This window comes from uncultured Fluviicola sp. (assembly GCF_902168135.1).
In the GTDB taxonomy this organism is placed as follows: domain Bacteria; phylum Bacteroidota; class Bacteroidia; order Flavobacteriales_D; family Crocinitomicaceae; genus Fluviicola.
This window is the reverse complement of record NZ_CABHOL010000025.1, coordinates 50,976-72,948: the sequence shown is the minus strand read 5'-3', so window position 1 is coordinate 72,948 and position 21,973 is coordinate 50,976. Positions and strand designations below refer to the sequence as shown.

Annotated in this window: 10 protein-coding genes; 4 read left to right on the top strand and 6 right to left on the bottom strand. The window is 43.3% G+C overall.

All coding sequences use genetic code 11. The features are described from left to right. Positions 1-30: 30 nt before the first annotated feature. The 4 genes from QZT69_RS10755 to QZT69_RS10740 form a co-directional block, all read right to left on the bottom strand. The gene (locus QZT69_RS10755) at positions 31-2,214 is read right to left on the bottom strand and encodes a M43 family zinc metalloprotease (RefSeq protein ID WP_294673928.1); all 2,184 of its coding nucleotides are present in this window, start codon (positions 2,212-2,214) and stop codon (positions 31-33) included. A 200-nt stretch (positions 2,215-2,414) separates the two neighbouring features. Continuing rightward, complete coding sequence (locus QZT69_RS10750) at positions 2,415-4,586, bottom strand: M43 family zinc metalloprotease (protein ID WP_294673926.1); 2,172 nt, start codon at positions 4,584-4,586, stop codon at positions 2,415-2,417. Between the two features lie 571 nt (positions 4,587-5,157). Then, positions 5,158-5,865, bottom strand: a complete 708-nt coding sequence (locus QZT69_RS10745; protein WP_294673924.1) for an SDR family NAD(P)-dependent oxidoreductase — start codon at positions 5,863-5,865, stop codon at positions 5,158-5,160. A 148-nt stretch (positions 5,866-6,013) separates the two neighbouring features. Beyond that, positions 6,014-7,168 carry a cystathionine gamma-synthase gene (locus QZT69_RS10740; RefSeq protein WP_294673921.1) on the bottom strand — a complete coding sequence of 385 codons (1,155 nt, stop codon included), beginning with the start codon at positions 7,166-7,168 and terminating at the stop codon, positions 6,014-6,016. A gap of 106 nt (positions 7,169-7,274) precedes the next feature. Between QZT69_RS10740 and QZT69_RS10735 the strand changes: the two genes are divergently transcribed. Together QZT69_RS10735 and QZT69_RS10730 are read left to right on the top strand one after the other, a co-directional pair. Next, positions 7,275-10,682 (top strand): ATP-binding protein, encoded by a 3,408-nt coding sequence (locus tag QZT69_RS10735; protein ID WP_294673919.1) that lies wholly within the window; start codon positions 7,275-7,277, stop codon positions 10,680-10,682. A gap of 158 nt (positions 10,683-10,840) precedes the next feature. Beyond that, complete coding sequence (locus tag QZT69_RS10730) at positions 10,841-13,381, top strand: T9SS-dependent M36 family metallopeptidase (protein ID WP_294673917.1); 2,541 nt, start codon at positions 10,841-10,843, stop codon at positions 13,379-13,381. 77 nt (positions 13,382-13,458) lie between these two features. Here QZT69_RS10730 and QZT69_RS10725 read toward each other — a convergent pair whose 3' ends face one another. Together QZT69_RS10725 and polA are read right to left on the bottom strand one after the other, a co-directional pair. Then, positions 13,459-13,959, bottom strand: a complete 501-nt coding sequence (locus tag QZT69_RS10725; protein ID WP_294673916.1) for a hypothetical protein — start codon at positions 13,957-13,959, stop codon at positions 13,459-13,461. Further along, complete coding sequence (gene polA, locus QZT69_RS10720; protein ID WP_294673914.1) at positions 13,949-16,753, bottom strand: DNA polymerase I; 2,805 nt, start codon at positions 16,751-16,753, stop codon at positions 13,949-13,951. Before polA ends, QZT69_RS10725 begins: the two co-directional genes overlap by 11 nt. 445 nt (positions 16,754-17,198) lie before the next feature. Here polA and QZT69_RS10715 point away from each other — a divergent pair, with 445 nt between their 5' ends. Continuing rightward, positions 17,199-20,048 (top strand): hypothetical protein, encoded by a 2,850-nt coding sequence (locus QZT69_RS10715; RefSeq protein ID WP_294673912.1) that lies wholly within the window; start codon positions 17,199-17,201, stop codon positions 20,046-20,048. A gap of 171 nt (positions 20,049-20,219) precedes the next feature. After that, positions 20,220-21,833, top strand: coding sequence for a hypothetical protein (locus QZT69_RS10710; protein ID WP_294673910.1), 1,614 nt, complete (start codon positions 20,220-20,222; stop codon positions 21,831-21,833). The last annotated feature ends 140 nt before the right edge of the window (positions 21,834-21,973 follow it).

Sequence of the window (21,973 nt, the reverse complement as noted above, 5' to 3'; positions counted from 1 at the left end):
TTAAAGCGACAGCCTTAAAAGCCTGTTCTCTTATTTCTTAACAAAGTTCAAAGTTCTCTGACCGTTTGCATCAATCATTTGGATTAAATAAGTTCCTGCAGAAAGATTTTCAGTTGCTATCATAACCAGGTTGTTTCCTTCATTAGCATTAATTGTATGCTGCTGAAGACGCTTTCCTGTTAAATCAGTTACGAAGAACTTGATCTGGTTGTTTCCTGTTTGAGAGTTGAATGAGATTTGAACCTCATTATCAGCAGGGTTCGGGAACAAGTTGATATTCGCAACAGTTCCAAGATCAGCTAAACCTGCAGTAACAGGGGTTTCTGAAGGAGCTCCCGAATAGATATTGATATCATCGATGTAGAAGTTATTTCCACCTCCTGAAGTTGTTTGGAATTTACAACGGAAATTATCATTCCAGTATACAGAAGTAATATTCGTTACGTGAACAGTTAACCAATCAGCTGTTCCCGGAGTCCATGCCGAAGCAACAGTAGTTGATCCGGACATTGTTGCTGCAGTTAGTGTTCTTTTAAGATCCCAAACCTCACCGCAATTCGAAGTAGCGAATACTTTCAGGATATCCGTATTTGAAGCAGTTTTCTTTCTGTATGCACACTTGAAAGTCAAAGTAACTCCTGTTCCTGCATTAATACTTGAAAGATCGATCGGTCCTGAGATCAATTCATCAATTTGTCCTGTGCTTGACTGACTGAAGTTATCCAGTTTTACTGAATTTGTGCCGGTTTTAGCAGCAGTATTAGTCACAGCCCATGCACTTCCGCTTGAATTGTAAAGAAACCAGTTTGGACTGTTTAAGTTCATAGAACCTTCGAAGCTTTCATAGAACGGAAGGCCTCCGCCTGCAGGTAACACGGTAATGTAAGAAGCAACATTTGCCGTATTGCTGTTTGTTCCGTCTGTAGCTTGCAGCTGAACTGCGTAAGTTCCCGGAGTATTGTAAGTAACGGAAGGGTTTTGCTGCGTTGAAGTTGCCGGAGATCCTCCGGTGAAAGACCAGTTCCAGCCAGTTGCAATGTTAAAGGATTCATCGTTAAATGTAATCGTTTCACCTGCGCAGATTACTCTTCTTTCAGTGCTGAACTTAGCCGTACAAAGTGTCAGAGGCGTACCGGCTCCTACTGCAGCCAGGTTGGAAGCGGAAACCACATTAGCTCTTCCTGTAGAACTTATTGTAAGAGCAGTTCTCATGCGGTTAACTTGTCCTGTCGTAAACATTTTTGAACAGTAGGAATAATCCATATAGTTCTCTACGTTGTCAATTTGGTCGAAGCCCCAATAAGCGTTGTCAGTTGAACACGTATTTGCGGTAAGGTTACAAGTGGTGGAACCCTGGGTAGCCGGAGTATCCTGAACGTTATCCGTACCTCCGCAGCCAGCAGATCCCGGGTTGTTATTTCCGCCCCAAACATGATCCAGGTTTAACCAGTGGCCCACTTCGTGTGTTAAAGCACGGCTGGAGTATTCGGATGAAGTTCCGATGTTCCCGAAAAAATTGTGAAGGATGAAGATCCCGTTTTGCATGCTGTTTGCAGACCATCCTGCCGGCAGCATCGTGTAACCTGCAGCACCACCGATGTCTTCACAAACATAAATATTCAGGTATTTATTTCCCGGCCATTGACCATTGTAAACATCATTTCCTGCAACAATTGCATTGATTTGTGCACTACCATTTGATCCGTCATTTGTAATGGCGTTCTGGGTGCGGGTAATTCCCGTGAAGCAAGCTCCGTTTGGTGCTTTCGTAGCAAGAACGAACTGGACGTCGACTTTACTTCTCAAGGATTGGAAAGGAGCCTGTACAGATGCGGTATCCGGATTCAACATCGCGTAATCGCGATTCAAAATGTTTAAAGCAGACATAATCTGGTCTTTGGAAACATTTTCAGGTCCGTTATTATGTAAGATGTGGAAAACTACCGGAATCGTATAAACAGTAGCCTTTGTAGTACTGTTATCTCCTTTTTTAGCCAGCATCAGACTTTCAAATGCTGCCTGTTCCTTGGCATATTCTTTAGCAAATTGAGGATTTGCTTTTAGTTCATTCATTTTTTTGTGCGTGATGCAGTATTCTACATCTTCGCCGTCGCGCATGTTGCTTTTATCTAAAATGCGCCCTTGCTGTTGAGCAAAACTCCATGTGGTAAAAAGCAGAGAGATACCTAGGAGCGAGTAAAATTGTTTTTTCATTTTTATCTAGCTAGTTTATTACTTCAATGATTTAAATGATGGGAAGAAGTTGGAAACAGAATACAGTTCAGAACACGAAATTTAAGAACTTTTTGAATCGCGTGTAGGGATTTTTGTTTTAAGTGTCCGAATTGTTGATTAAACAGAAAAAGATAAGGTTGGGAATAAATCCCAACCTTATTGTTCTGAGTTACTTTTTATTACTTCTTTACGAAGGTCAATGTTTTTTCTTCCGAGGAACTGATCATCTTTATCAAATAAGTTCCTGCTGAAAGATCCGTTGTTTCGATAAATACCAGGTTGGACCCTTCGTGTGCATTTACAGGGATCGTTCGGATGGTTTTTCCAGCCAAATCAGTAATCGCAAATTCCAACGGATTATTTCCGATCGGGGAACTGAAGCTGATCTGTACTTCATGATCTGCAGGGTTCGGATAAAGATTGATGTCCTGGAACGATCCAAGGTCATTTACTCCTAAAACAATGTTGTCAGAAGGATCTCCCGAGTAAATATTAATATCGTCAATATAGAGGTTGTTTCCTCCACCTGCAGTGAACTGGAATTTGAAACGGAAGTTTTCATTCCAGTAGGCACTTGTAATATTTGTTACGTGAGCTGTAATCCAGTCTGCTGGTGCAGGTGTCCATGCAGCCGCAGCCAGGTTGGACCCGGACATGGTTGAAGCCGTGAAAGTTCTGCGGATGTCCCAAACCTCACCACAATCTTTTGAAGCTAGTAATTTTAGAACATCATTGCTTGTAGAAGTTCTTTTACGGTAAGCATATCTAAAGGAAAGGGTTACGTTTGTTGCAGAGGTAATCCCTGAAAGGTCTATGGAACGTGATTCCAGCTCATCCACTTGATGCTGGGTCTGGTCGAAGTTTTCCAGTTTCGCGGAATGTGTGCCCGTTTTACCTACGGTTGTTGAAACGGTCCATGGATTTTCACCGGTGTTTAAGACAAACCAGTCGGGGCTTGTGAAATTTGAGAATGTTTCAAAGCTTTCGTAATAAGGGATTCCGGTTGCAGCAGGTAATACGGTAATGTAACCTGCGATAGTTGCTGTGTTTGAAGCAGATCCGTCTGTAGCTTCAAGCTGTACGGCATAAGTTCCCGGCGTATTGTAGGTAATTGTAGGATTTTGAGCTGTTGAAGTTGCAGGTGAACCACCGGCAAATGACCAGTTCCATCCGTTCGCAGCATTGAAAGACTCGTCAATAAACTGAAGGGATTCTCCGGCGCAAATGACACGTCTCGGTGTGCTGAATTTTGCGGCACAAAGGGTTGGGGCACCTGTTGCTCCTACAGCTGCCAAATTAGCTGCGGAAACTACATTTGCTCTTCCGGTCGAACTAATTGTGAGAGCAGTTCGCATGCGGCTGACCTGACCCTCTGTGAACATTTTGGAACAATAAGAATAATCCATGTAATTTTCTACGTTGTCTACCTGGTCAAATCCCCAATATGCGTTATCACTGCTGCATGTATTGGAATTTAAGGAACAAGAAGTTGAGCCTATACAAGCAGGAGTGTCTGCTACAGCGTCATTTCCACAGCTTACTCCGGGATTGTTGGTTCCTCCCCACACGTGGGACAGGTTCAACCAGTGTCCTACTTCGTGCGTCAATGTGCGGCTGGTGTTTAGGGATGAAGTTCCCATGTCTCCGACATAAGTGCTCAAAACCCAGATTCCGTTCCCCATGGAGGAAGCGGACCATCCGCCCGGGTTGAATGTGTAACCTGCTGCTCCGCCGATATCCTTGCAGATAAAAATATTCAGGTATTTGTTCCCGGGCCATGTACCGTTGTAAACATCATTCCCGGAAACGATTGCGCTGACTTGTGCACTTCCGTCTTCACCATTAAATGTTTCGACGCTCTGTGTTCTGGTGATTCCGGAAAAACAAGCTCCGTTCGGAGCCTTGGTAGCCAAAACAAATTTAATATCAGCCTTGCTGCGGATACTCTGAAATTGAGGCTGTATAGAAAGGGTGTCCTGATTCAGCATGGCGAAATCCCGGTTCAGGATATTCAAAGCTGATAGAATCTGTTCTTTCGAAATATTTTCAGGTCCACCATTATGCAGAACGTGGAAAACTACCGGAATAGTATATTCCGTAGCTTTGGTAGTACTGTTGTCTCCTTTTTTGAGCAAGAGAGCATTGTTGAATTCCTGCTGCTCCTTATCAAATTGTTTTGCTCGTGCCGGATCTGACAAAAGCTGGTTCATTTTTTTATGAGTGATACAGTATTCGACCTGTTCTCCGGGGCGCATGTTCTCCTTGTCCAGAGTCCTTTTATGTGTTTGCGAAAAGGCAGAAAAGGAGAGGCATAGGGTTAGTGTTAAGAGTGTAGAGAGTTCTTTTTTCATTATCTAAAATTCTAGCTAGTTTTACTAAAGTATCCTAATTTGAGTGCAACAAGTTACAACATTTGTTTAAGAAATGATTCGAACTTCAACAACTTTATAAAGATTTGAATAACAATGATTTAATTTTTTCTTTACAAATCGATATCGCGAAGTGAATAAATCATTGGTTTCGACAGATAATAGGGCATTGTAAAAGACTCCTGATAACTAGTCGTTCAGGGAGTTGCTTTTTAGAGGTCACTAATCGTTTCTCGCTCAAAAATTTTAGGATAGATTCAAATCCCAATTACCCGACAGCTAAAGGCGTAACTTTGAAAACAGATCATCATCCGTTCTTATAATCTCTCGGTTGTAAATGAAGGCCTCTCTTTTCGGTAAACTGCTCCGAAAAGTGATAAATCTAAAGCGTTTGTAAAACGACTTTAGATTTTCATTTTGGATCCTGATCCCTCCTTTTCGTTCAGCAGTCCGGAAAGAGAGGATTTCTGAAGGTTGTAATTGGGAAGGGCATTTTTGCCTACTTTTTATGCCCTGGCAAAAAGTAGGAGGAAAGAGAGTTTTTTAGTTTGGACTATAATTCTACCTCACGAAGTGAATAAACAACCTGTTCCAAAGGCATTTCATGAACCAGTTTAAAAAGCTTTCCGGCAACGAGTTCGGGTGAGTAAAGCTGGTTCGAATTCTTGTATTCTTTGAAACGGTCCACTTCCGAAAAGGAAGTTTGCTGCGTGTTCCGTATGTTAGCCTGCATATCTGTATCCACCACTCCGGGTGCAACCGAAAGACAGTGAAAATTTGTTCTTCCTAATTGCTGTTCTTCCAATTGAATGGTTTGGCAGAACAAATCGACCGCAGCCTTGGACGCACAATACGATGCCCAGGATGCAATGGGAGTTTTTCCGGCACCCGAACTGATGAAAATACATTTAAAAGAAGTTGTTTTGGGAAGCTGCCGCAATAATTTCTGCAAAATAGCTGCTCCGGCAAAAAGGTTTACCTGCATCACTTTTGCGATTTCCTGTGGATCCAGTTTCTCGAAATAATCTACTTTCCCAAGTATTCCGGCGTTATGTATAAAAATTACTTTTTCATTATCCATATCCGGAAAAGAAATCTGTTCTACTGACCCGGGATCACTCAGGTCGCAATGGATAGATGAATAACCCGGGTGTGAGATCGTGTGGTTCCGGCCGATTCCAATTACCTTTTCTCCAAGGCTTAAATAGTTTTCGGCAATTGCTTTTCCGATTCCCCTGGAAGTTCCTGTTATGATTACCATGTCATTAAATTCAAAATGATGAATACAAAATTCAAAAACTAATTGAAAAGAAAAAGCGCCTCTTCAATTATTCAAAGAAACGCTTTATTATGTAATGAATTTAAATTCTTGATAATCGTAGAATTTTAGAATGGATATTCCTTTTCAATTACCCCAGTGCCTGTTTCAAATCTGCAATCAGATCATCTACGTGCTCAACACCTACGCTCAAGCGAAGCAAGTTGTCTACAACACCTGCTTTTTCTCTTTCTTCTTTCGGAATAGAGGCGTGTGTCATGGTTGCCGGGTGATTGATCAATGATTCAACTCCTCCTAATGATTCTGCTAAAGAGAATACCTGGAATGAAGAAGCAACACGGTAGGTGTTCTCAATACTTTTGTCTTTCAAAACGATGGAAATCATTCCGCCGAAATCGCGCATCTGCTTTTTTGCAATTTCGTGGTTCGGATGCTCCGGGAAGCCTGGCCAGTAAACTTTTTCAATTGCCGGATGGTCTTTCAGGAAATGTGCGATTTGTTTTCCGTTCTCACAATGACGCTGCATGCGCAGGTGAAGGGTTTTGATTCCTCTCAATACCAAAAATGAGTCCATCGGTCCGGGATTTGCCCCCGAACTGTTCAGGATAAAGTACAATTGTTCATGGATAGCAGTATCGTTAGTGATCAAAGCTCCCATAACCACATCCGAATGGCCGCCCAAATATTTTGTTACGGAGTGCATGACGATGGTCGCTCCCAAATCCAGCGGATTTTGCAAATAAGGAGAAGCGAAGGTATTATCGGCAACCAAAATGATGTTGTTGGCCTTTGCGATTTTTGCCACCGCTTCAATATCAATGATCTGCATGGTTGGATTGGTCGGTGTTTCTGCCCAGATCAATTTGGTGTTTGCGTTGATGTAGTTGTTTACATTTTCCGCATTGGTCAAATCGATGAAATGGAACTTAATACCGAATTTCTCATAGATCTTTGTAAACAAGCGGTATGTTCCGCCATACAAATCATCACCTGTAATCACTTCGTCGCCCGGCTGCAATAATTTCAGAACAGCATCCGTTGCCGCAACACCACTACTAAAACAAACACAATGCTTTCCATTTTCCAACGCAGCGATATTCGCCTGAAGTGCTTCACGTGTCGGGTTTTTTCCTCTTGCATATCCGTAACCTTTATTTACTCCCGGTGATTCCTGGACGTAAGTGGAAGTTTGAAAAATCGGAGTCATGATTGCCCCGGTAGTCGGATCAGGCTGTACACCCGCATGAATTGCTTTGGTACCGAATTTCATATCTTGTTCTTTCATAGAAAATGGATTCAATTTTATCGAAAGACAAATTTAATAATTCTGTAGTAGGGGCGAAAAATTTTTCGCCCCTACTACTTTTCATTATTTTCGCTTTTCAAATTCAATGAGTTATTCAACAGGAAATATCAGCGATTTTATGCATGCCTTATCGGACATGCCGAAAACGGACATGCTGGTAAACCTGGGAGAATCGGTCCATTCGCTGATAAAACTAGAGAAACTGCCGACAGCTAAATTCCAGGTTCCGTTAGACAGTAAGTGGAAATCCCTTTGGCAGACAGCGAATAAGTTCCGCCTGGAATCCGATGTAAACTCGCTGTGCCTGGTTTTTGGTACAGTTTCTTCAAACATCCAATCCGGAAGTATTCAGTCTCCTTTGTTAATCATTCCGTTGAATTGGGAATATACACGCTTAACCAATACGCTTCAACTGGAATTACTGGAAGAGGCTGCGGAAATCAATCCGTATATCCGGTTCCTTTATGCTGAGCTGAATAAAACAGCATTGAATGATTTGCCGGAGGAATTAAACTTGTCGGAAAAACTGGAATGGATGATTGATCAGTTTAAGGATTTGCATTTGGAAGTGGAAATCTCAAACGATATTTATGCCGGCAATTTCCATTACCACCGGTTTCATCTTTTGCGCGAATTGGAAGGTATCGAACGATCAGAAACCAAAAGTGCACTTGTGGAGCAATTGTTGGGCAATGATTTTGAACCTGCGGAGGAATTGGACTTACCGGCAGATCTGATCTATCCGGCGGATGTAGACCAAAAGCGGGTTTTTACCACTTTGAACACAAACAATGTGTTGCTGCAAGGGCCTCCGGGAACAGGTAAATCGCAGGTTTTAATCAATATTCTCGGAAAGTCACTCAAAAGCAAGTTGAGGACTTTGGTTGTTTCGGAAAAGAAAGCTGCCCTGGATGTACTGGTAAAAAAGCTTTCCGAACTCGAATTGCACCGGCATGCATTTGTGGTGCACAGCCAAACCAAATCGAAGGATTTATTGGCACAATTGAAAGAAACCTGGAATTTGCTGGAGAGCAAGGAAATAAAGCCTGTTCAAAATTTGAGACTTTCGGAACAGCTCCATGCAAACCTGCAACTGCTGCTCGACCGTTTAAACACACCGGATTATTTTGCCGGAGTTTCCTATAAAGAATTACAGGAGCTGCTTTGTGAAACCCCCATTCAAACGGAAAAATTTTCCAGTTTGGTTCCTGCCATCGACGAATGGTTGAAGTACAAACCCATCATTCAACAGGTAGATCAGCACTTGAACGGTTTCTCCAGGCTACAGGGGCTCAAACCGGTATTTTTTGAGAAGTGGAATGGCGATCAACTGGTCAAAGATTCCCTGATCCGATTAAATGCACTACAGGCCAAATTGGATTCACTGACCACATTCGGTGACCTGGAAAAGATAATTGCTGTTTTGGGAAGGTGTCAATTGGTAGAAAACGAACAATACACCCCATACAGCCGGCTTATTTCGAAGCCTAAAGAGTGGAAAAAATTCCAAAAGCAGGTCCGGCTGCTGAAAGATCTGACTGAACATCTTGCTTCGATCGAATCAGAAAACCGGATTTGGAAACAGGAACCTTCGAAAAGTCAGCTGGAATCCTGGGAACAGGCCCGAACATGGCTGCAGCTTCGAAAACGAAAGAAAGCAATCGCCAGATTATTGAACGATCCGTCGGTTTTACCGGAAATTGCGCTTCAAAACCGGAAGACCTACCAGGCAGAAGTACAGAAATTGAAAGAACTGGAATCGTATTTTCATGAATTGGGTCTTGATGCAAGTTTGCATGCCCTCGAAATGGGGATCTTGTATGCTTCCGGCCTGGAGAAAGAAAGCGGTTCGTTATTGAGTGAAATTGCTTCCTGGAGCAGGGAAAAACGCCTTGCTATCCTCGAATCTGCTTCGGATCTTACTCAATTGAGATCGGACCTGGTGCGTTATTTCGAACTAAAAGATGAGGTCGTTTTGTCTGACTTTTTAAACCGGAAACAAACAGACTTTGTTGCTTTGAGCGCCATATATGAAAGCCTCAAACTACTTCCGCGCTTTTTCTTTCAGTTGGTGGACGATGTCGGTTCATGGGAAGCTCTTCAGTCCTTGATCCTGTTTAGTTCTCTTCGAAAAATAGAATCTTTGAACCCGGAGATTGTCAGGTTTTCCGGAGAAGCATTAAAGGAACGGTTGGATACACTGATCGAAACCGAAAACAAAGAATTTGCAGACTTTGCCCATTCATTGCGGGTTCAGGTACAAAAACAATTTGCGGATTACGAAGAACTATTGAGAACTCCGGGACAGAAGCTTTCTGCCGGTCAGAAGGAACTCAAGGCGCGTTTAAAAAAAGGAAAATCACTACTGGTCAAAGAATTCGGAAAAACCAGGAATACGATCACCATCCGGAAATTACTTGCCAGTGACGCCAAAGAGTGGGTGCAGTTGCTGATTCCGGTCTGGCTGGCAACTCCCAACCAGGTGGCGGACCATTTTCCGCTTGAAACAGAGTTGTTTGACCTCGTCCTTTTTGATGAAGCCAGTCAGCTTCCTTTGCCGGGAGCACTGGGTTCTTTATTCCGCTCAAAACGGGCACTGGTTGCCGGTGATGAACAGCAGATGGCGCCTTCGTCCTATTTCGGGAAGAATTTTGGCTTCCACGATTTGTTGCACCAGGCCTCTTACTATTTTGAACGCGTGCCGCTGAGACATCATTACCGCTCGGAATACCCGGAGCTGATCCGTTTTTCAAACACCCATTTTTACAGGGATGAGTTGATCGCTTATCCGTCACCGGAACAAAAACAGGTGCTTTTTCACCACTACGTTGAAAACGGGATTTTTGAAGAGCGCAGGAACCTGCAGGAAGCAGAAGAAGTAGCCGGCTACCTGGAAACATTCGGTAACTGGGACAAACAATCCGTCGGAATTGTGGCTTTTTCGGAAGAACAGCTGAAAACGATTTGGAGAGCTTGTTCGGCACGTGTGCAGGAACAGATTACCCTCAAACAGGAAGAAAACACCGGTTTTTTCAAAGCTTTGGAAAATGTGCAGGGAGATGAAGCCGACTGCCTGATCATCAGTTTGGGTTATGCCCGAAACCCGGATCGCATGTCGCCAACAGCTTCAGCGATGGTACAAGGTTCCTTCCAAATGCGTTTTGGTCCGCTGAACCAGACCAACGGCCACAAACGTCTGAATGTACTTTTGACCCGTGCCAAACAGGAAATGCACTTTTTTTCCTCGGTGAAAGCAGCAGATTTCGAACTATCCGAAAACGAATCGGTAAACCTGCTCAGAAGATTTTTGCAGGAACTGGAAGAAATGCAGGTTTCCCGGCAGGAATTTATTTTCCCCCACAATCTGGAAACGGAAACCATTGAGGGCCCGAATGTGCATTTCAGGAACAGCTATTCCCAAATCCCTGATGGACAAGACCTGGTGACTTTTCACCGGGTGATGCAGCAAAGAGGCTGGAAGTTGGGGTATTAGAAACTGATGGTTATGATTTCACTCACTCAATAACAAAAGCAGTTCACTCAATAAACAAGAATTATTTCCCTGATTTTAGCTGCTTACCGTTCGTCTTTTTTTCAAAGCTTCGTTTTTCTGGTCATTTTTTGTACATTGGGCTACTTAAAAAACTGAAAATGAAAAAGCTACTCTCCTCTTTTTTGTTCCTGGCAATCCTGAATGTTGGTCTCGGACAAAATGAAACAGCCTCTATTCAGCGTTATTTGCAGGAACATGCAGACAGCTGGAACTTAAAATCTACGGACCTTGCTAACCTGGAAATTGTTTCCAGCGCTTCTTCAAAAGCTTCGAATACCAAACACGTAAAAGTGCGCCAAACGAAAAATGGTGTTTCCATTATCGACGGATTTGGGATCGTTACGATGCGCAACAATGAAGTGATCCACGTCACATCTGATTTTGTTGCTGTTTCGGATCCTGTTAATCATACTGCATTGAGTGCGGCAGAAGCAGTAACAGCAGCTATGAAACATCTGGACCTGCCGAAAAATGACCTAAAACAGCTTCAGAGTACCGGTAACAGTTTCCTTTTCGCAAAAGCCGGGATTTCGAAGGTGGACATCCCTGTGAAATTGTTTCTCGGAAATTACAACGGACAATTGCTTTACATTTGGGACCTGAGTATTTCTCCCTTGAATTCGCAGCATTGGTGGTCAATGAGAATCAATGCGGAAACAGGTGAAGTACTTTTCCAAAATGACTGGGTTACACATTGCTCGGTAGAACATTGTTCTGCTGAAAATCACCACGCGGCTCCATCCATGATGGTTCCGCCCCCGCCTCCGGGTGCAGATCAGTACCAGGTATATGCTTTACCGAATATCAGTCCGGCACACGGGGATCGCGTAATCGTTACCAATCCTTCGGATGCGACTTATTCTCCGTTCGGATGGCACGATACAGACGGAATAGCAGGTGATGAGTATACGATCACAAGAGGGAACAACGTATATGCTTACGATGATGTTGATAACGACGATATGCCGGGTTATTCACCGGATGGCGGATCTGCGCTGGATTTCGTTTTCCCGTATGATTCACTGGTAGGTGTTCAGGGGAACCTGGATGCGGCGATCACAAACCTGTTCTACATGAACAACATGATGCACGATATTTGGGCGCATTATGGTTTTGACGAAGAAAGCGGGAATTTCCAGGAAACAAACTATTCCGGTTCTGGGCTTGGATTAGACCCGGTCATGGGGGAAGCCCAGGATGGAAGCGGAACGAATAATGCGAATTTCGCAACACCACCGGAAGGCTCAAGTCCCTGGATGCAAATGTATTTGTGGACGGAAAGCAATGTTCCGGATCTGCTGACAATCAATGCACCGGCAGGAATTTCAGGATCTTATACCTGTTCAACAGCCGGATTTGGTCCACCGGTTCCAATGACTCCGATTACGGAAGATATTGTTTTGGTGGAAGATGGCGGAACCGATACTACAGACGGATGTGATGTGATCACAAACGGAGCAGCTCTTGCAGGAAAGATTGCCCTGGTGCGCAGGGGAAATTGTAATTTCGCTGATAAAGTAGTTGCCTGCCAGGACTTTGGAGCAGTTGCAGTAATTGTGATGAACAATACCGGAACAGGTACCCAGGCAATGGGTGGCGGTACGGGAATTGAAACAATTCCTGCTATCATGGTTTCCAAACCGAACGGAGATGCATTTGTGAACCAGATTAACCTGGGCAATACATTGAACGGAACAATTGTAAATCCGGGCGACCTGACAGCAACAGATTCTGATTTTGACAATATGATCATTGCCCACGAATACGGACATGGAATTTCTACCCGTTTGGTCGGAGGAGCAGATATGACGGATTGTTTGTGGAATGATGAGCAAATGGGAGAGGGCTGGTCCGATTGGTTCGGATTGATGATTACTCAGACCGCTTCTGATCTGGGAACAGATGGAAGAGGAGTGGGAACTTATGTAACAAACGAACCGAATAACGGTGGCGGAATTCGTCCGGCACGCTATTCAACTGATTTCGCGATTAACGATTATACTTACGGGAATACAAACAGCAACTCTTTATCCATGCCTCATGGAATCGGGTTTGTTTGGGCGAGCATTCTTTGGGATTTGAACTGGGCATTGATCGATGAGTATGGTTTTGACCCGAATCTAAAAACAGGAACGGGAGGAAATAACAGAGCGATGCATTTGGTCATCGAAGGACTGAAAATGACGAATTGCGGACCAGGCTTTGTGGATGGCCGTGACGGAATTCTTGCGGCAGACCAGGTGCTTTATGGCGGTGCGAACAAATGCCTGATCTGGGAAGTGTTTGCCAGAAGAGGAGTAGGGCTTTCTGCAGACCAGGGAGATCCGAATGATCGTAATGATCAGGTGGAAGCATTCAATATTCCTTTTGAGTGTACACTCGGATTGGCTGAAAATAAAGCCGGAGTTCACGTGCAGGTTTACCCGAATCCAAGTAAAGGAGCATTGACGGTTAAGCATGCAAATTCAGGAATTCAGCGCATCGAACTAGTTGATTTAAGCGGCAAGGTGGTTTACACGAAATCATTGGAAAACAAGAACGAGGTCGATTTGGATATCAGCAGTCTGAATAAAGGATTGTATGTGATGAAAGTCCAAACTCAAAACGGAACTGAAACTGTTCGGGTGGAGAAATTCTGATCTTAGCACGATAATTGTTAAAGGAGCTGACAAACTGTTTCCTATGAAAAACGTTCTTGTCAGCTCCTTTTTTGGTTTTAATCCCTTTTAAACCGAACGTTTTGCAAGAATCTTACATGGTAAGATTGAACTTCTGCATCGGATTTTTCTTTGGTGCCTGAGGTTACTTCAAAGTACAATTCGTCTTTGTTCCGTTCATAGACCGAAGTCAACAGGATTCCTTCTGTTTCGAAGACTGAAACGAGCCGGTTACCGAATAGATATGAGTCGAGTTTAATTCCATAACCCTCATCAATTTGGTAATAGTTTCCTCCTTTATAAACCAAATGATAGTCCTTTACCATTGGATTTTTTTTCGATACATATTCCATTTTCCAGCGGAACACGGAATCATCCTGTTGCCTGACTTCTAAAATAACAGGAACACTATCTGTCAAAAGACCTTCACTGTAAATATGCATGGTTCCTTTCCAGTTCCCCGCACAGCTGAGACCGAAATTTTGCTGTGAGAAGGCATTTCCGGATACCAGGATCATGCAAAAGATGACCTCAAGAAAAAGAATGTTTTTAATGCGCATCCAGCCAATTGTTTGCTAATTCCATTTCTACTTCCATCGGGACTGCTAATGAAACTGCTGTTTCCATGGCTTCTTTTACCAGTGCTTTAATGAGTTCCTGCTCGTCTTTATGTACATCAAAAACCAATTCATCGTGTACCTGCAGAATCATTTTGGATTGAACGTTTGCTTTGGTCATGGCTTTGTCAACCGCAACCATTGCCAATTTCACGATATCAGCTGCAGATCCCTGTATCGGCGCGTTAACGGCATTTCGTTCTGCAAAACCTCTTACAACCGCATTTGCCGAATTGATATCCGGTAAATAACGGCGGCGCTGCATGATCGTTTCCACATATCCGTTCTCCCGGGCATCTTTTACCGCTTTGTCCATGTACGTTTTGATCGTTGAATATTGCGCAAAGTACGAATCAATGATCTGTTTTGCTTCTGTTCGGCTGATTCCAAGATTTTGGGAAAGACCAAATGCCGACTGTCCGTAAATGATTCCGAAGTTCACTGCTTTTGCCGCGCTGCGCTGGTCTTTTGTCACTTCATCCAGCTCCACATGGAATACTTTTGCAGCTGTTGCCCGGTGAATGTCCACTTTGTCCTTAAATGCCCGGATCATGTTCTCATCGTTTGCCAAAGCTGCGATGATGCGCAATTCGATCTGGGAATAATCGGCCGACATTAACTGGTAATCTTCCGAACGGGCAATAAATGCTTTGCGGATCTCTTTTCCACGTTCACTGCGGATCGGAATGTTCTGTAAGTTCGGATTGTTGGAACTTAAACGCCCCGTTGCAGTAACTGTCTGCATGTAGCTGGTGTGAACTCTTCCGTCAACCGGATCTTTCATAGTCGGAAGCGGATCCACGTAGGTAGATTTCAGTTTTTTCATCTGGCGATAATCCAAAATGCATGGAATGATCTCATGGTCGTTCTTATGCTGCTGCAAAATATCTTCGGATGTGGCATATTGACCGGTTTTCGTCTTTTTAGCTTTCGAGGAAATCTTCATGTGTTCGAACAAAACGTCTCCCAATTGTTTCGGGGAATCCACATTGAAATCCATTCCGGCCAATTCCTTGATACGGATTTCCAAAGCTGCGGTTTCATCTGCCAGTTGTTTGGAATATGCTTCCAGGTGAGGAATGTCTATGGCAACTCCTTCTTCTTCCATTTTTGCAAGGACAGAAACCAGCGGCATCTCCATTTCGTAGAACAATTTTTTCAAATGTTCCTTTTCGATCTGCGGCCCGAATAATTGTTTTAACTGGAAGGTTATATCCGCATCTTCGCACGCATAATCACAGATTGCCTCCGGAGGAAGATCGCCCATATTTCCCTGGCCTTTTCCTTTCTTCCCGATCAGGGTTTCGATGCTGATAGGTGTGTAGTTCAGGTAATATTCCGCCAGGAAGTCCATTCCTTGTTTGGATTCCGGTTGGATCAGGTAATGAGCAATCATGGTGTCGAATAACGGTCCTGCGAAAGCTACTCCATAACGATGCAGTACCTGCATGTCGTATTTCATGTTGTGAGCGATCTTTTCGATTTTCTCACTTTCGAAGAAGGGTTTGAATTCGTCTACAATTGCCTGTGCTTCAGCCCTGTCTTTCGGAACGGCAACGTAATAAGCCTCACGTGCCTGGAATGAAAAAGACATTCCGACCAAATCCGCATGCAGGGCATTTACGTCGGTTGTTTCCGTGTCGAAACAAACGGATGTCTGCTTGAGCAATTTAGTTAGTAAAGCTTTACGTTCTTCTGGCAAAGTAACCAGATGGTATGCTGCTTTTTCAGTTGCAATTGTTTTCACACCGCTTGTAGGCTGTGCCTGTTGTACTTCTACCAAACTTTGAGTACCGAAAAGGTCGAGTTGACCATTTTCATCCACCCCTGCAGAAGTAACGACAATCTCTTCTCCGGTTACACGTTTTGCCAGGTTGCGGAATTCCAGGTCTGTAAAAATATCCAGGATGAGGTTTTTATCCGGTTCCTGGTACTTCAATTCTTCAGGATTGAATTCCACCGGTGAGTCCAGGATAATTGTTGCAAGGAGTTTGGAAATGATTCCCTGTTCCTTGAAATTGATCATGTTTTCCTTCATTTTCCCTTTGAGGGATTCTACGTTCTCAAAAACCCCCTCCATGGAACCATAATCAGCGATCAATTTTTTGGCTGTTTTCTCACCAACTCCCGGAATTCCCGGAATATTGTCGGCTGCATCACCCCATAGTCCAAGAATATCTATAACCTGCAACGGATCTTTCACTTCAAACTTTTCACAAACTTCTTTTACGCCCATCACCGTAGCCGGATCTCCACCACGGCCTGGTTTGTAAATGAAAATATTTTCGCTTACCAACTGACCGAAATCCTTGTCCGGTGTCATCATGTAAGTAATGAACCCTTCTTTTTCCGCTTTTTTGGCTAATGTTCCGATCAAATCATCCGCTTCGTAACCTTCCACGACATACATCGGGATGCGGAAAGCTTCAATAATGCGTTTGATGGGTTCGATCATGCTGCGGATGTCTTCGGGCATTTCTTCTCTGTGCGCTTTGTAGTCTGCGAAATCCACGTTTCGGTTGGTTGCACCTCCTGGAGGATCAAAAACAACTGCGATGTGTGATGGTTTCTCCTTGTTCAGGATATCGATCAACACATTGGTGAACCCAAAAGCGGCGGATGTGTTTTGTCCTTTTGAATTAACTCTTGGATTTTTGGCAAAAGCAAAATATGCCCTGTAAATCAAAGCAAAAGCATCTAAGAGGAACAATTTTTTATCGGATTCCGGAGTAAGCATAATCTTTAAGAATTGTGAAGTACAAGTTTAAGGCAAATTCAGCAATAATTTCCCACGCGGTTTTTGAATTTTTGTTCAAACAGAATTTAAGACGAGGGCAAAGCATTTATGTGACTTAAACGGGAGTGTTTTGTGAAATAAATTTGCCAAAATCACTAAATATGTTATTTAAAACACTGTTGGTATGAAGGGATCGTGGACATGGAGTATTCATTTTGTGGCGTGGAATCTACTTAGTAAATGAAAAACGTATCAAGTACGAAGCTTTCTTAAATGTTAAACTTTTGAACAGTGATGAAAACACTTCTAACATGCTGTATATTAGCCTTCTCACGAATAACTATTCACGCCATGGAAAGAATCCACATCGACTCGTCTTGAACATTTCAATGTTAAAAAAATAACTACTAACAGTTTTATTACACACTATTTACTTTTACATCTTATGAAACAATTTCTAAAATTAGTCTGTTTCGTGCTGCTTTATTGTGCAGGAAACAATTTAACCGCTCAGACCAGTGCTGGGGGACCTTGCCCGGATATCAATGTCAGTACTGGAATTGATGCTGCGGGAAATGCAATTGCCATCGGTGCAACCGATCCTTTCTGGACAATCAGTTCGGGTCCGGTTGGGCCGGCTGCAAAACGTGTACAAAGCTACCTTCCTTATTGGCAAGTAACGCCTGTAGCGGTAACAAATGCTTGCTGGATCAATGGTTCAGGCACGATTTTTAACAATGCAGCTGGAAATTATACGTTCTCACGGACCTTTAACATTGCAGCCGGAACCACCAGTTTTACCACAAATTTTGGTATCGCCTGGGATGACGTTTTGGTTTCAATCCAGCTAGTTCCGCCGGGTGCCGGAACTCCTATTCCGCTTACTGTTCCCCCATCCGCGCCTTACATGGTAAGTCCGCCGATTGGTTATACGGTTGCGTCGCCAGCCGCCGGAACATGGACCATTGAATGCGTTGTTAATTTTGTAGACAATGTTGGAGCTTTTATTCTGTCAGGTTCAATCGACGTAGATTGCAACGATAATCCTTGCACATGTGAAAACATTCATCCTGAATTTACGTACACAACATCTGCTGATTGTATTACTACATTCACTGGGATGATTAACCCTAACTGTGCTAACACTTCGACTCAGATTGAATGGATTATCGATGGAGTTTCAGCTGGATTTGGATCGACATTCAATTATGCATTCTTAACCAACGGTCCGCATACTGTCTGCATGGTTGTAACCGTAACTTTAGCTGATGGAACGACTTGCATAAGGGAATCCTGTCGTACGGTAAACATTGATTGCAACCCTTGCAGTTGTGATCTGGTCATACCTCATTTTACTTTTACGGTTGATAAGTGCATCGCCCAATTCGTAGCAGATCCTTCGTTACCTTGTTGTATTAAAGATATCAATTATGAATGGTATGTGGATGGCTTACCTGTGGGAACCGGACAAAACTTTAGTCACACGTTCACTTCGAATGGATTCTATAATGTCTGTTTGTTTATTACAGCGACTTTAAATGATGGAACAGTATGTTACAAAGAAATATGTCAGTTGGTCGAAATAAATGATTGTGAAGAATGTAATTGTAATCAACTTCAACCGTCATTCAACTTCAACATCGTAAACTGCGAAGGTCATTTCGATGCCGCAGTTCTGGCTCCACCATGTATGACACAATTTACGTATCAATGGTATGTCAATGGACTTCCTTCGGGAACAGGACCAAATCTGATTTATACTTTCCCTGCTAACGGACCATATAACATTTGTCTGCAGGTAACTACCATTATGCCGGATGGAAGTCCTTGTACGAAGGAATTCTGTAAAATCGTTAAGGTGAAAGACTGTGATCCTTGTAATTGTGATCAGCTTGAGATAGGTTTTGATCACTTCTTAGATAATTGCGTCGGGAATTTCACTGGCCTCGTAGGACTTCCTGCCTGTATGCAGATTACTGGATGGAATTGGTCGGTAAATGGTGTTTACGTTGGTTCGGGTCCGGTATTTAATTATACTTTCCCAGCGAATGGTGTCTACAATGTTTGCCTGACAGTAACTACAATTATGCCAAATGGACAGAAATGTTTGAAAGAAGTATGTAAGCTGGTTGACGTGAAAGATTGTGATGAATGCAACTGTCAACAGTTACAGACCAATTTCGAATACCTGATAAACCAGTGTAATGTGGAACTACTAGGAGACGCTTATGGTCCTAATTGTATGTCCAATTACCAATACGAATGGTATGTAAATGGTTCACCTGTAGGAAGCGGACAAAATTTCGTTTGGACTGCTCCGGCTAATGGAACTTACACAATCTGTCTATTTGTTACGGTAACTTTACCTGATGGGACCCTGTGTCACAAAGAACTGTGCAAAGACATTGTGATAACGGATTGTGATCAATGCAATTGCAGTGACATAGTAGCAGGATTTAATTGGCAGATTGCTCAATGCACCGCTTACTTCAACGGATTTTTTAATCAGACTCCATGTATACAAAGCTACTCGATTGACTGGTATGTAGATGGTCTGTACGTTGGTTCCGGAACACCATTCTCTATGCCGGTAGCAGGAAATGGTACTCACACAGTTTGTATGGTGCTTACTACTGTTCTTACCAATGGACAAGTATGCCAGACCGAATCATGCAAAACGATTGATGTAGTTGGTTGTGGATGCCCTTGCAGTCTATTGAATGGAATAATTAATTTCCAGGTTGACAAATGTAATATCAACCTTGTTGCACAACCGCAGATTCCGCAGTGTATGATGAATTCATCGGTTCCAACAAGCTATAGTTGGACAGTGAATGGTTCGTATGCGGGTTCAGGTCCTGTAATTAACTATACAGCCGGAGGAAATGGTACTTACCATGTTTGTGTACTGATCGTTGTTACGAAGCCAAACGGACAGAAGTGTGAAAAAATGATCTGTAAGGATATCGTTGTAAGCAATTGTAATTCAACGCCACCCAATCCACAGACAATTTCTCAGCCAAGTCCAACAATGGAAGAGTCGTTAAAGCTTTATCCAAATCCGGCCAGTACGGAGCTCAATATCGATTTCACAACGAAAGACGCGGGAACCGTAAACATTACCTTCAAAACAATAGATGGTAAAGTATTCCTAAATCAATCGATCGACGCCCAAGCGGGACAACAACGGCTTAAAATGCCTATTCCGCCAATGGTTTCAGATGAAATGATTTTGGTTGAGATCACTATGGACGGTGAAACAACTATCCGCAAAGTAAGTGTTGTAAAGCACTGATTTTAAATCACAGCAAATAACACATTTGAAAAGCCGTTCCTCTCTTCTGAGAGGGATGGCTTTTTTACTTTTCCAATGATTCGTGATTCTGTTTGCGAATTAACAGCTGAAACTTTATAACTATTCCAAATTACTGAACTTTCAGCTCCTGATTTCAACGAAATTTGTAAAGTGATCAAAGCCTTTAAATTAGTTGTTGCTTACGGAATTGTTTTCCTGGTTGGTTACCTGGGAACCGGGATTACCTTACATTACGTAAAACCGGAAATGCGCATACTTCCTGAATTCGTAGAGAATATGTTGGACGGAGGTGCGACCTGGAAGGTCCAATACCCCGAAGAATCGGATGTTTCGATGTTTGACGTGCGAACGTATAATCCGGAAGCACACGATCCGGAAGAAGAAATTCTTTTCACGGATGATTACAATTCGGAGAACGGAATTTTTTGTTTCAGGGGAAATGCCCAACGCAATGCCCCGACACGCGGAATACTGAAGGGAAGGCCAAAAGACATTCGCCTGGATTGGGAATTTACGACGGGTTACGACGGAAGAACGACCGAATACGGTTCCTGGGGTGGCGGTTCGGGCTGGACCGGCCAACCGTTGGTGGTTAAGTGGCCGAAGAATATTGCAAAACGTCTTTACGGAATAAACCCGAAATATGTGAACCAGAAGAATTTCCGGGAAGTAATTGTAGGAAGTTTGTGCGGGGATATTTATTTCATCGATTGGAAGACCGGGAAAGCAACTCGTCCGCATGTGACGATTGAAAATCCGATCAAGGGAACTGTATCCGTAGATCCTAGAATGAATGGTTTGCTCTATGTAGGACAAGGAATTAAGAACGGGGAACGTTTCGGTTCTTACATTTTCAACCTGTTTACCGGTAAGGAAATCTTCTTCCGGAATGGTTTGGATCCGAAAGCACGAAGAGCCTGGGGTGCATTTGACAGCAACTCCCTGGTAGATGCAAAAACGGGATATTGGTTCCATCCTTCTGAGAACGGCCAGATCTACAAGACCAAAATTGCGAAAGGGAAAGAAATCCCGAAACCATTTATTTTCAATTACCAGATTCAAAAACACCCGGATTTGGGGATTGAATCGAGTTTTGGTGCCTGGAATAACCTGGGCTGGTTCGGGGATAACGGCGGAAATGTATTCTGTATGAACCTGATGACCATGAAACCTGTCTGGTACCTGGATAATTACGATGATACGGATGCTTCTATGGTAATCGATCTGCAGGAAGACAATCATCCGTATTTGTATACCGGGAACGAAGTAGATAAGCAAGGTGAGGCCGGTACGGCACATATTCGCAAGATTGACGGACTGACCGGTAAAGAGATTTGGGACGTTTCCCGGAAATCAACCAATACCAGGCTCAACGGACGCGTCAATTCAGGAGGTGTCCTGGCTTCTGTTTTACCCGGAAAGAAAAAGGCAGGCAAACTGGTTTACGGGATTTTCTCTCGTGTGAACGGTACTTTGGCAGGAGAATTCGTAGCTATCGATAAAACTACAGGAAAGGAAAAGTTTTCCATTCCGATGGATTATTACAGCTGGGCTTCCCCGATAGATCTTTACGACAAAGCAGGAAACTGCTATATTTTCTTCACAGATGTCTATGGAACGATTTACCTGGTGGACGGATTGAGCGGCAAGATCATTGTGAAGCGAAAAACCGACTGTGTTTGGGAATCCTCCCCGGTTGCCTGGGGAAATCGGATTGTGGTTGGAAGCCGTGGAAAGAAGATCGTTAGCTTTGTAATAGAATAAGGTGCCTTCGACTCCGCTCAGTTACCTTGTTCGGTCCGTTTTGAATGAAATTCATTAACGGTGGCTGAGCGGAGTCGAAGCCCCGTTGTTACTTTTCAAAACTTTAGCATTTCAGGTTAAACCAGTGAGAAACTAAAAAT